The sequence below is a fragment of the Nitrosomonas sp. genome (assembly GCF_019752095.1).
Taxonomy (GTDB): domain Bacteria; phylum Pseudomonadota; class Gammaproteobacteria; order Burkholderiales; family Nitrosomonadaceae; genus Nitrosomonas.
Map to the genome: position 1 here is coordinate 66,953 of NZ_JAIEMO010000035.1, position 11,869 is coordinate 78,821.

The following is an 11,869-nucleotide window of genomic DNA, read 5'->3' on the forward strand; positions in this document are numbered from 1 at the left end:
AAAATGTCTACAAATAAAATCAAAGTAATGTTAGTGGATGATCATGCCATGTTAAGGCATGGTATGGCGATGATGATCAACATGGAATCCGATATGGAAGTAATTGCCGAAGCCGGTGACGGCAACGAAGCATTGGCAATACTGAAGAAAAACGAACCTGTTGATATTGTTTTATTGGATGTCACGCTTAAAACCGTATCTGGTTTTGAAGTGATTAAAAGCATGCATGCACTGAAACCTTCACTTCCCGTTCTGTTCGTTTCCATGCATGATGAATCCGTGTATGCAGAACGCGCTTTACGCGCCGGTGCTCGTGGCTATGTGATGAAACAAGAACCTGGCGAAATATTGTTGGCGGCAATTCATGAGGTACTCAATGGTAATGTTTATTTAAGCAAGCAAATGCATGACAAATTGTTAAAACGCATTGCATCTGGTCACACCGAACCCGAGCAGCTCATCAACACACTGACTCCCAGTGAATTCGAAGTACTCCACTTGATCGGACAAGGACATAGCAGTCAAGAAATTGCCAAATTACTCTGTCGCAGCATCAAAACAATTGAAACGCATCGTTTCAATATCCGGGTCAAACTACATTTAAAAGATGGTGCCGACTTAATCCGTTACGCCACACGCTGGATTTCTGAAGAGCAATAAAGCACCCCGCCGCAAGCAGCGAGGTATTAAAAGCGCTCTTCAGACTGCTGGTTTTCAACCAGCCTTCGCCCCAAGGGGCGAGGAATTAAACCCGGAAGAGATTAAATATACGCACAATTTAATTCAATCTAAGGGTTTCCCTTATTCAAAAACAATGGATTCCCCAATATCATTTCAGTATTGATTCTTGTAGGATTCACACATGTGTCAATCCACTTGGAGACTTACCATTATGAATATACAGCTTGGAAAATATCTTGCAGTTTTACCGATGCTTTCTATATTAGTTGCCTGTGCGCAGTTAAGTCCAATGGAAGCACGTAATATGGATAACAGTCAGATTGCATCAGAAGCCAAAACATTCAGTGACCACGAAAATTTAGCCAATTACTACGACAACCTGGCCAAAGAAATGACCGCAAAAGTTGAAGAAAAAATGGCATTGTTAGAAGAATATGAAGATCATAGCCACTACTATGGCAGACGAGGGCAGGATTATAAATCACATACGCTGGCAAATATCCGCCACTACGAACAAGAAACGACAGCAGCCATTCAGCAAGCTGGTTATCATCGCAAAATCGCTGCAGATCTTCAAAAAAATGAATATGCGCGATCTGACGATAGTCTGAATCAAGTACAGAACCGTAAAATCAAAGCTAGACTCAGCTCTGAACCAGCAAGGAATTAAAGAATCTTTGCATCAGGCGATGCATTGATGAATAGAATTATAAATTAAGTATCGCTCTTAAGAATGCCAAAGGCACGGGGAATGTTAATACTCCCCGTGCCTTTGGCTGTTTATATTTGTATGTATGAATGAATCGTACCATCACTCTGAAAAAAGATTTCTGAAATGGCTGCTAACCATATTCATAATGGGAGGCACATTTTTTTTCTTTTTATATGCAACCACTCCTTACGCAAATAATTTAAAAAAACATTTTAAAGATAGCAGAATAGAACTCGGTGGCTGGATTCACGGTGGTGCAACTTTAAACCCGAGCCAATCAGGCGGTTACAATGGTCCTGTTGCTTTTGCTGATCAAGCCAATCGATTCCAGTTAAATCAATTCAATCTTTTTTTGCAACGCCCAGTAATATCGGAAACTAGAAGATGGGATTTCGGCGGACGTTTCGATTTTTTGTTTGGAACTGATGCAATTTTTACGCAGGCTTTTGGTGTACCGACTTTTGATGTCAATTCCGGCGAAGCTCTCAATCGCAATAACTGGGATCTCAATCTCTGCTGCTCCTCAACGCGCACTTATGGAATCGCACTCCCACAAGCCTACTTGGAAGCGCATGTACCGATAGGGAAAAACGGCATCAATATAAAAGCAGGACATTTTTACTCTCCCACCGGTTTTGAAACCGTCCCAGCTCCAGATAATTTTTTCTATACCCGTGCCTACTCCTTTAATGCCGGAGAACCATTCACACATACCGGTCTACAAGCCAATTATATCGTCAACAACAATTGGTCCGTTTCCGGGAGTGCCGTTACTGGCAGCGCTACGGGTGGCTGGGATAGCGGATGGGACAAGCAATTAGGTAATTGGGGGGGTGTTGCGGGCATTACCTGGACCAGCGACAACCAAGCCACTTCACTCAACGTTACCGGCACTTATGGCAAAATTTCAACACGAAGCGACGAGTCATGGGGAATGTACAATATTGTATTTCAGCACAAAATAGATCCTAAAACTCTACTGGTATTACATCATGTTCATGGTTATGCCGGTGGCGTTTTATTAAATAATATGAAATATACCAATGTAGTAAAGGACGCCGAATGGATTGGTTTCGTAACGCATCTATACCATGATCTTACCGAGAATTTATCGATAGGTGCACGCGGCGAATGGTTTCGGGACCGCGATGGGTTTCGCAATCCTTCTCCCTTCCGAATTGCTGCCGCAACCAACATCGTGAACGGTGTAGCTACGAGTTACGCCGGCAATCTCAGCAGCGTCACCATTACCCCAGCCGACTACTATGCCGCGACCATCGGTTTAAACTGGAAGGCTGCAAAGACCCTAAAATTTCAATGGGATGCGATAAAAAAGCTCAACATCCGACCGAACATTCGTTATGACAGGGTCGATGCTTTGCATACAAGCGCTTATCGACCCTTTGCCGGCAATAAAGATCAAATTCTGTTTTCGCTCGATTTCGTCATTCCTTTTTAGGAATCAAATCATACCAGCGGTAAAATGAAAATCTCACCCACAATACCCACTAATTACGCCCTACCGTCCAAAGCAAGTCATAAACCCGGCTTGACCTTTGCTTTACTGATTGGATCACTGCTTTGTTTTGTCGCCATCCTTCTATGAATCTCAGCAAATCTCAGGCTTTCTTGCAAGGTCTTTTCATGTGCGCGAATATTCGCGGACGTATGCGACTGCAAATCCAAACCTCTTCGTCCATAATAATAGGGACGTGCTTCATATGCTGCAAGGATTCTTTTATTCTTCTGCAAATTCGATCTTGCTTCATCGGCTACGGTTTCATAATAGCTGACCAAAGCCTCATGATCATTGTTCGCGATCCCTGTCGGTGCAATTAGCGACGCATTCATTTGTGCACAAGCGCTCAGAACGATTAATGCCAACACACCGACTGACAATTTTAATGTTTTCATAATGAATACCTCCTCTAACGTATGGCACTATCTTAATTTGATCAACGCCGCATGTATATTGGGATAACCCTTGTTTTTCATTAATGGAAACCATTAACCATAATGATTACAATACCTCTATAAAATCACTACAAATAAATCAATATCACGTCTAACGAACTAATTTAATGAAATACCTGCAGTATGCAATCTAACTTGAAATACCCGAAATGGCTGATATTCAGGATCGTTGCTTGCTATCCCCTTGGGTGCAACCAACGATGAATTCATCTGTGCACAAGCACTTAGAATAACGAACGCTAATACCAATAATGACAATTTTAATTTTTTCATCATGAATACCTCCTGTTCTACGGTATGGCATCATCTTAGTTTGGTAAACGCCAGGCGTATATTGGGCAAACCATTGTTTTCCATCAATGGAAACCATTAACCTTATCTTTGTAGGCACAATATTTTTCAGACGACAACTATTAGAAAAATATTATTTATCATAATGTTAGTTTAATAATACTTCAAAATGAAAGTTAACTTGAAATACTCAGGATGGCTGATATGCGCCTTGACGAGCGGCATTCTTTTTTGCTCAATCTATTCTGAAAACCTTTGCGCCAACAGCTTTAAAAAATTTCTTAACCATCACAAACTGGATTTCGGCGGCTGGATTCACGGCGGCGCAACGTTAAATCCCAGCCAATCAGGCGGATTTAATGGCCCTGTTATTTTTGCCGACCAGGCCAACACGTTTCAGTTGAATCAATTCAATCTATTCATGCGGCGCTCGGTTGTCTCTGAAGGCAAAAAATGGGACTTTGGCGGACGTTTCGATTTTATGTTCGGAACCGATGCTATTTTCACCCAGGCGTTTGGCGTGCCAACGTTTGATGTCAATGATGGAACGCCACTTAAAAGAAGTGAGTGGGACCTCAACCTATGCTGCGCCTCAACGCGCACCTACGGTATCGCGCTGCCACAAGCATTCGTGGAAGCATATGTACCTGTGGGAAACGGGCTCAACGTAAAGCTAGGTCATTTCTATACGCCCACCGGCTTCGAGACCGTTCCCGCACCCGATAACTTTTTCTATACCCGGGCGTATACCCTGAACGTCGGTGAACCTTTCACCCATACGGGCATGCTGGCCACTTATCAAGCGAACGCAAACTGGCAAATTATCGGAGGCCCATTGACAGGCAGCGCGACAGGTGGCTGGGATGCTGGCTGGGATAGGCAGCTAAGCAATTGGAGTGGATTGGGAGGTTTCACCTGGACCAGCGACAATGAAGCCACTTCATTGCATCTTTCCGGCACCTATGGTGAAACTTCCGCACGCAGCAGTGAAATTTGGGGGTTCTACAACATCGTGTTTAAGCACAGGATCACCCCCAAAACCTTGTTAGTTTTACACCATGTTTATGGCCATGCTGGCGGCGTGTTGCTGAACAATCTGAAATACGCCAATGTCATCAAAGACGCCGAATGGTTCAGCGCTCTCATGCATCTATACTACGATCTGACCGACAATGTCTCGATTGGCGCACGCGGCGAATGGTATCGTGACGAAGCTGGCTTTCGCAATCCCTCCCCATTCCGCATCGCCGCTGCCAGCAATGTCGTGAATGGCAACACTGTCAGTTATGCCGGCAATCCCAACACTGTCACCGCCACCCCGGCCGATTATTATAACGTGACGCTCGGATTAAACTGGAAAGCCGCCAAAACGCTCAAACTAACCTGGAATGCACTGAAGAAACTCACTATCCGACCGAATATTCGCTATGATCGGGTCGATGCCTATCATACAACCGCATACCGGCCATTTGGTGGCAACAAAGACCAGATCCTATTTTCACTCGATTTTTTGCTACCATTTTAGGAATTGGGATGATTGACATTGCTGTAGTTCAACGCAATAACCGTCATGACCCAAGAACTTGGCATACAGATTTTTGCGCGTCTTGATCTTTGACAGATCATATTCCGCTTCTATGATTTTCACCCTGCCGCTCCAAATGCGCTTCCACATCCCTCTGACTGAACCCAATTGCATTGGCGACACGATCCGCATGGCTAACTTTGGAGATACCTTCAATCATTCTGTGCGTTGGACCTTGCGGTTGGAATTCGACTTGCAGATAGCGGCCGATGCTGTCTTTTTGCAGCAGTTCGCACAGTTCGTGATTGTGCGTGACCAGCAGAGTGCTCGCGCCGAGTTTATGGAATCCTTTCAGGATATATTCCGAAATGGTCATTTTTTCTTCAAATGTGGTGCCTTCGGATAACTCATCCAGCACCACCAGACTGAGCGGTGTGGCATTAAAGAAAATCTCCTTGGTGCGCTGGAGTTCATGGCCGAAACGCCCCATTGCGGCGCTGAGCTGGCCGGGGTCGGGGACTTGATAATAGAGGTGTTCCGCCGGAACCAGTTGCCCTTGCATGGCGGGGATGTAACAACCAATCTGCCCGAGTAGCTGAATTTGCACCACAGTCTTGCAATACGCCGTCTTACCACCACTGTTCGGGCCGGTGATGATCAGTACGCGCCCTGCCTGATCGAGGTGAATATCATTCGGTACGTAATCAGGAATTGTTCTTATCAGCAAAGGGTTCCGGGCCTGACTGACAGTCAGTCGGTGCTTCTTTTCATCAAGGATTTGCGGCAATACCTTGTCGCCAGCAATCAATTGACCATAGCGGTAGAATGACAGCAATTCATCCAGCATGCCATATGCTTCAACAGTCTTGGCCAGTTCTGGGCTTTCGCGAAATTGCCTGCGCAACGGATAAATGATCAAGTCACGGTCAGATACGCCCATCGCCAGCAACACAATCGGAAACACCGGCACCGTGAGTGCCAGGATGCCGTAGCCGATGTAAGACGCATTGAACTGTGGCATGAAGTTTTCTAAGAAAAACAAAATGCCATACGATGCGGCAAAGAAAGTCACCATCGGTATGAGTTTAAACAAGGTAGGCCGGAAACGTGAATATAGATCAAAGGCGGACTTTTCTTTTTTGCTTTTGAATTTACTGCCGGAGACGTAAGCCGGACCTTGCATCAATGCATAGATGCGCGATTGGCCGAAATCACGAAAAGCATCCAGCAGTGTGCGCAAATAGGGAGACTGTGGCTGCGGAATTTGTGCAGCGCCCTCGACCAAGTCCACGGCAAACTCGGTGCCGTCGACGTACTGCCGGTAACCATAGCCGCCAAATTCCAGTTTATCCGTGCGGCTGCTCGGATCCTCGGTCGTCAGGCCACCGTCAAACTCACCATACAACAAATATTTCAATGATTTTTCCCCGGAAACCGTTTTTCTCACAAATTTTGCAATCGCATCATGCAATTGCGGATCCGATTCTATTTCACGCAACGCTATCTGTTTTTGCTGCAACATTCCTGCATCCTGGGCCGGACGAGCGATGGAGCGATACAGCGTCAGCCGACCGGTTTCAGTCTGGGTTTGATTGATCGCATGAAACAAGGCTGCTGCCTCAATCGCTTCAAAGGTCTTCGCATCCAGCGTTTCGTAATCACTTTCGGTAGGACGGATAGCTTCCACCGTCGTGGGTTGTTCGGAGTCGGATAAAATGAATTTTTTGTGCCAAATATCAATCATACGGAAAGTCTGTTTAAGGTTTTTTCGGTTTTTGTGAGTTGCCAGCAAGCAATGCTGACTGAGCGTGTAAAATACCCATATTTGCAATGAAACACAACACAATGACCTTTTCTGTCCACCCGCACATTGTTTCTAACGATGCCATCAATTAACAAACCGCTCCGATTGATTGGTTTTATTGCCATAGCAAGTGCGATTGCGCTCGCAAGCTGGTATTACACCCGACCCGAACCATTGGAGGTGGACTTAGCCGTCATCGCCACAGGCGATGTGGAAGCCACGATTGTCAACACGCGCGCGGGCACGGTCAAATCCTGTCAGCGATCTAATCTTGCACCGATAACCGGTGGGAAGATTGCCAAAATATGGGTAAAAGAAGGCGATCATGTGCAAAAGAATCAGATTTTATTGGAGTTATGGAATCAGGATTTGCGAGCACAACGCGAGCTCGCACAGCGTCAACTAGCGATGGCGCAAGAACGGCGCCGCGAAACCTGCATTCTAGCGGAAAACGCCCAGCGTGAATCGAACCGCACGCAACAGTTGGTCGAACAGGGTTTTGTCAGTTCGCAACGCTACGACGATGCCCATGCCAACGCACGCTCCCGTCAGGCCAGCTGCGAAGCGGCCATTTCCGACATCAGGCGCGCCGAAGCGCAGACCCACGTATCCCAGGCAGGAATTGATCGCACCATCATTACCGCACCCTTCTCCGGCGTGATTGGAAAAATTTCCGGTGAATTAGGCGAATTCACCACTCCTTCGCCACCCGGCATCCCTACCCCGCCGACGATTGATCTGATCGACGACCGTTGTTTGTATGTCACCGCACCGATGGATGAAGTCGATGCGCCAAAAATCAAGGTGGGACAGGAAGCGCGCATCACGCTCGATGCCATGCCGGAAAAAATCTTTCCTGGAAAAGTCCGGCGCATTGCGCCCTACGTGACTGAAATCGAGAAGCAAGCTCGCACAGTGGATATCGAAGTGGATTTCCTGCATATTCCAACAGATACCCTGCTAGTGGGTTACAGTGCCGATGTGGAAGTCATCCTTGAGCGCAGGGAAGCTGTGCTGCGTATTCCGACGCAAGCCATCCGACAAAACAATAAAGTCTGGATGGTGGATGAAAAAAATCGATTAGTTGAGCAGCCACTGGAAACCGGTTTGAGCAATTGGAGTTTTACCGAGGTTCGCAGTGGCTTGAAAGCAGGTGATCAAGTGCTGATGTCTTTTAATCAGGACGATATCAAAACAGGTGTTATCGTGCAGCCCAAACCTCAATAATCATGATCCGCCTGACTGCTATAACGCGCACATTTCACATGGGTGATCAAGCGGTTTATGCGCTGAATAACATCAATCTGCAGATCGCCTCGGGGGAGTATGTTTCGATCATGGGACCTTCCGGCTCGGGGAAATCCACGTTACTGAATATTCTCGGCTTACTCGACAAACCCGATAGCGGACGTTACGAACTAGATGAAAAATTGGTTACCGACTTATCTGAAACCGAGCAAGCACAAATCCGCCGCGAAAGAATTGGCTTTGTCTTTCAATCGTTCCATCTGGTTCCACGCTTGACCGCCGCAGAAAATATTGAATTGCCATTAACACTCAGTGGCATGCCGTCTGAACAACGACAAATCCGCGTCGAACAAGCGTTACAGGCTTTCGAACTAAAACAACGTGCACAGCACCGTCCGGCGGAGCTTTCCGGCGGACAGCGTCAGCGCGTGGCGATTGCGCGTGCAACCATCATGCAACCCAGCGTCATTCTGGCGGATGAACCCACCGGAAACCTGGATCATCAAATCGGTGCAGAAGTGATGTCACTATTGGAAGATCTCCATCATCGTGGAACTACGTTAATTGTCGTCACGCATGATCGGGAGCTGGGTGCGCGTGCACATCGCCAGATCGGCATGCGCGATGGAGAAATTTTAACCGATCAAGCAAATGCGACTGGTTGATACAGTACAAACATCATTTAAAACGGTGCTGAGCTATCGCATCCGCTCATTGCTGATTATACTCGCGATGGCACTGGGCGTAGCTGCCGTGGTGGTGTTGACAGCATTGGGCGATGGCGCAAGAAACTATGTAATCAATCAATTTTCTTCCATCGGCACCAATTTGCTTGTGGTGCTACCCGGACGGGCAGAAACTTCAGGAGCATTCTTGGGCGCAGTGTTGGGCCAGACGCCACGCGACCTGACATTAAAGGATGCGCAATTGATCGGCCGCTTACCGCAAGTGCGGCGTTATGCGCCGCTCAATGTCGGCGAAGCGGAGCTATCCGCTGCCAATCGCTTGCGTGCAGTGACTGTGCTCGGCAGCAATGTCCATCTGATACCGATCCGGCACATGGTGCTGGCGCAAGGGAGTTTCCTTGCACACGGCACTGAGAACAATGCTCAAATCGTTCTGGGTGCAAAAATAGCCCGTGAATTCTTTCCCCGCACTCAGGCCATCGGGCAGCGCGTTCGATTGGGCGATAGCCGATTCTTGGTCTCCGGTGTGCTGATGTCGCAGGGTGAAACGATGGGATACAACACCGATGAAATTGTCATTATTCCGATTGGCCATGCTCAAGTCATGTTTAATACGACTTCACTATTCCGCATTCTGATTGAAGCCAAGAGTCACAGTGAAATCGAACCAGCAAAGCAGGCCATATTAGCGACAGTAAAGCAGAGTCACGACGGAGAAGAAGATATTACCGTGATTACGCAAGATGCCATTCTCTCGACCTTTAACCGCATTCTGCAGGCATTGACTCTGGCAGTCGCCGGGATTGCCGCGATCAGTCTGATTGTTGCCGGTATTTTGGTAATGAATGTGATGCTGGTTGCGGTCAGCCAACGCACCGCAGAGATCGGCCTACTGAAAGCCATCGGTGCATCATCCGTCGATATCCGCCGCCTGTTCTTTACTGAAGCGGTTTTGTTGTCGTTAGCAGGCGCTATCTTAGGATTCTTGCTCGGGCAATTTGGCAGCTTGATGCTACGTTTAACGTTCCCACAGCTTCCCGCCTGGCCGCCGGTATGGGCTTCTATGGCAGGAATTACAGTCGCTTTGATCACCGGTATTCTAGCCAGCATGTTGCCCGCCAGTAAAGCAGCCAAATTGGATGCAGTGAATGCACTAGGAAAAAAATAAACTTAATAGGCACTTTCTACTTTATTTTTTACACTAGAAAAATATCCTCAAAGCTCGCCACCCATAGCGCCGACCTGCTCGCTTACAAAATTGGATATGGATCTGGCTCAGCCTTCCCGCAAGTTGATCGTGATAAAAATTACTTTTTGTCTTCAGCGTCAGTATCAGTAGCGCCCATATCATGCCTTGTAACATCATCTGGACCATAGGCCGACATTTTCGGTCTATCCATCAGATGCCCATCAGGCGTTCTTTTAGGCTCATTACAAGCAGTAAGCACCCAAGCTGAAAATAGCGCGGCTAAGAATATGTATTTTGTCATCATGTCGTTTTTCTCCTCTCCGTAGAACATTAGCTTAATCCAATTTTGTTGTAATGTATTTATTAATATATAGAAATATTCAGCCAAATAAATTGATCTACCTCAACCCTAGCGCGCATTCAATCACTTCTCTGCAATGGCTCGCAGCTCGCTTCTGGCAATGCATTCATTTATTCATAATCACATACTGCAAGTATTTCGCCTACATCTGAAATGCCAGAAACCATTGGATTACGGCTGCTATAATTTCGTATCCAAATTAATTCAAGGTAACTGAATAAAATGAAAGCAAAAACAAAAGAGCGCTCGGAGTTTGCGCGTTGGAGTTTCAAACATGCGTGCCTATCCTCAGCTATCGCGGCTCTAGCTGTTCTGGGATATCGTTTTGGCATCATGAATTACCAAGTGGCATTGGTCATTCTTATTGGCGGCGCAGCACTGGGTATGATGGCCATACTTTCCGCCATCGTCAGCATTTTCGCCATCATTACACCGGTCGACACTAAAGTGACAGGCGCGCTTTCAGCGCTCGCTGGACTGGCACTTGGCCTTGCTGTTGTAGCGCCTGTTTTCCTCACCATTCAGGCAGGATACAAAGTACCGCGCATTCATGACATCAGCACCGATTTGCAAAATCCGCCAAGCTTCGAGACCATTCTTACTTTGCGTACAGCCGAACACAACGCACTAGACCGACAAACCCCAGCTAATATTACCCTGCTTCAGCAAGCAGGGTATCCCGAACTCGGTCCTTTGCTGATTGATAAAGATCCGAGTCAAGCCTTTTCGGAAGCCGTCGCGCTCGTCAGGACGCGTGGGTGGGAAATTATTGCTGTCTCTGCAGAGGATGGCATCATCGAAGCAACCGATACAACCCAATTCATGGGCTTTAAGGATGATATTGTGATTCGCGTATCTACTAAAGCGGATAAAACAATCGTTGATATGCGCTCCGCCTCCCGCGTTGGTATTAGCGACATGGGCACCAACGCGGCGCGCATCAAAGCATTTCTGCATGACCTTAATAGTAGCGAAAAGTAACAACATATTTCAGACCCAAAGCGGCTGAGTTGACAGTTGATGGCACATCAAACTGCGAGAAACATTCACGATGAATGTCGATATTAGGAAAAACGAGTGAAAACGCGTAGCAATGTGTACTCCAAACCCTTTTCCAACACCGCGGGCAGTTTCTCAACCACCTGTCAAGAATCGGTGCAAATGGAGTTTAATCTTGACAAGATCGACCAAATACACCATCATCGCCCCCGAAAATGAAATTTTGATGATTTGCAGAGAAACAATCGGCTGAGTTGATTACAGTTTATAAGCATCGAAACAGTAGCAAAATGCAACTTCGAATCCCGCGATTGCTTCAATCTGATATAATCCCCCGGTTGTTAACAAGCTGGAAGTAATTCGATTGTACTTAAGCGCCCGTAGCTCAGTTGGATAGAG

At 46.8% G+C, this 11,869-nt stretch carries 12 protein-coding genes; 8 read left to right on the forward strand and 4 right to left on the reverse strand.

Annotated elements, in window-relative coordinates; genetic code table 11:
• The first annotated feature begins 3 nt into the window (after positions 1-3).
• From K2Q13_RS10920 to K2Q13_RS10930, 3 genes are all read left to right on the forward strand, one after another.
• Positions 4-660 carry a response regulator transcription factor gene (locus K2Q13_RS10920; protein WP_292921132.1) on the forward strand — a complete coding sequence of 219 codons (657 nt, stop codon included), beginning with the start codon at positions 4-6 and terminating at the stop codon, positions 658-660.
• 232 nt (positions 661-892) lie between these two features.
• Complete coding sequence (locus K2Q13_RS10925; protein WP_292921133.1) at positions 893-1,351, forward strand: hypothetical protein; 459 nt, start codon at positions 893-895, stop codon at positions 1,349-1,351.
• A gap of 187 nt (positions 1,352-1,538) precedes the next feature.
• Entirely contained in the window at positions 1,539-2,852 is a 1,314-nt protein-coding gene (locus K2Q13_RS10930; RefSeq protein ID WP_292921135.1) for a porin, read from the forward strand.
• Positions 2,853-2,929: 77 nt separating this feature from the next.
• On the opposite strand, the gene K2Q13_RS10935 is transcribed toward K2Q13_RS10930, so the two are convergent.
• Positions 2,930-3,307 carry a hypothetical protein gene (locus K2Q13_RS10935; RefSeq protein WP_292921136.1) on the reverse strand — a complete coding sequence of 126 codons (378 nt, stop codon included), beginning with the start codon at positions 3,305-3,307 and terminating at the stop codon, positions 2,930-2,932.
• Positions 3,308-3,466: 159 nt separating this feature from the next.
• Positions 3,467-3,643 carry a hypothetical protein gene (locus K2Q13_RS10940; RefSeq protein WP_292921137.1) on the reverse strand — a complete coding sequence of 59 codons (177 nt, stop codon included), beginning with the start codon at positions 3,641-3,643 and terminating at the stop codon, positions 3,467-3,469.
• A gap of 184 nt (positions 3,644-3,827) precedes the next feature.
• Here K2Q13_RS10940 and K2Q13_RS10945 point away from each other — a divergent pair, with 184 nt between their 5' ends.
• Positions 3,828-5,183, forward strand: a complete 1,356-nt coding sequence (locus tag K2Q13_RS10945) for a porin (RefSeq protein ID WP_292921138.1) — start codon at positions 3,828-3,830, stop codon at positions 5,181-5,183.
• A 97-nt stretch (positions 5,184-5,280) separates the two neighbouring features.
• Here the strand turns inward: K2Q13_RS10945 and K2Q13_RS10950 are convergent, their stop codons facing one another.
• The gene (locus tag K2Q13_RS10950; RefSeq protein WP_292921139.1) at positions 5,281-6,927 is read right to left on the reverse strand and encodes a DNA mismatch repair protein MutS; all 1,647 of its coding nucleotides are present in this window, start codon (positions 6,925-6,927) and stop codon (positions 5,281-5,283) included.
• A gap of 138 nt (positions 6,928-7,065) precedes the next feature.
• On the opposite strand from K2Q13_RS10950, the gene K2Q13_RS10955 reads away from it, so the two are divergent.
• Genes K2Q13_RS10955 through K2Q13_RS10965 form a run of 3 tightly spaced genes read left to right on the forward strand, consistent with a single transcriptional unit; the run spans position 7,066 to position 10,089 of the window.
• On the forward strand, positions 7,066-8,214 hold the full coding sequence (locus tag K2Q13_RS10955; RefSeq protein WP_292921140.1) for an efflux RND transporter periplasmic adaptor subunit: 1,149 nt from the start codon (positions 7,066-7,068) through the stop codon (positions 8,212-8,214).
• A gap of 2 nt (positions 8,215-8,216) precedes the next feature.
• Complete coding sequence (locus K2Q13_RS10960; protein WP_292921141.1) at positions 8,217-8,900, forward strand: ABC transporter ATP-binding protein; 684 nt, start codon at positions 8,217-8,219, stop codon at positions 8,898-8,900.
• The gene (locus K2Q13_RS10965) at positions 8,887-10,089 is read left to right on the forward strand and encodes an ABC transporter permease (protein WP_292921142.1); all 1,203 of its coding nucleotides are present in this window, start codon (positions 8,887-8,889) and stop codon (positions 10,087-10,089) included. Before K2Q13_RS10960 ends, K2Q13_RS10965 begins: the two co-directional genes overlap by 14 nt.
• Before the next feature lie 139 nt (positions 10,090-10,228).
• On the opposite strand, the gene K2Q13_RS10970 is transcribed toward K2Q13_RS10965, so the two are convergent.
• Positions 10,229-10,414, reverse strand: coding sequence for a hypothetical protein (locus K2Q13_RS10970; RefSeq protein ID WP_292921143.1), 186 nt, complete (start codon positions 10,412-10,414; stop codon positions 10,229-10,231).
• A 279-nt stretch (positions 10,415-10,693) separates the two neighbouring features.
• Here K2Q13_RS10970 and K2Q13_RS10975 point away from each other — a divergent pair, with 279 nt between their 5' ends.
• The gene (locus K2Q13_RS10975) at positions 10,694-11,452 is read left to right on the forward strand and encodes a DUF1499 domain-containing protein (protein ID WP_292921145.1); all 759 of its coding nucleotides are present in this window, start codon (positions 10,694-10,696) and stop codon (positions 11,450-11,452) included.
• The last annotated feature ends 417 nt before the right edge of the window (positions 11,453-11,869 follow it).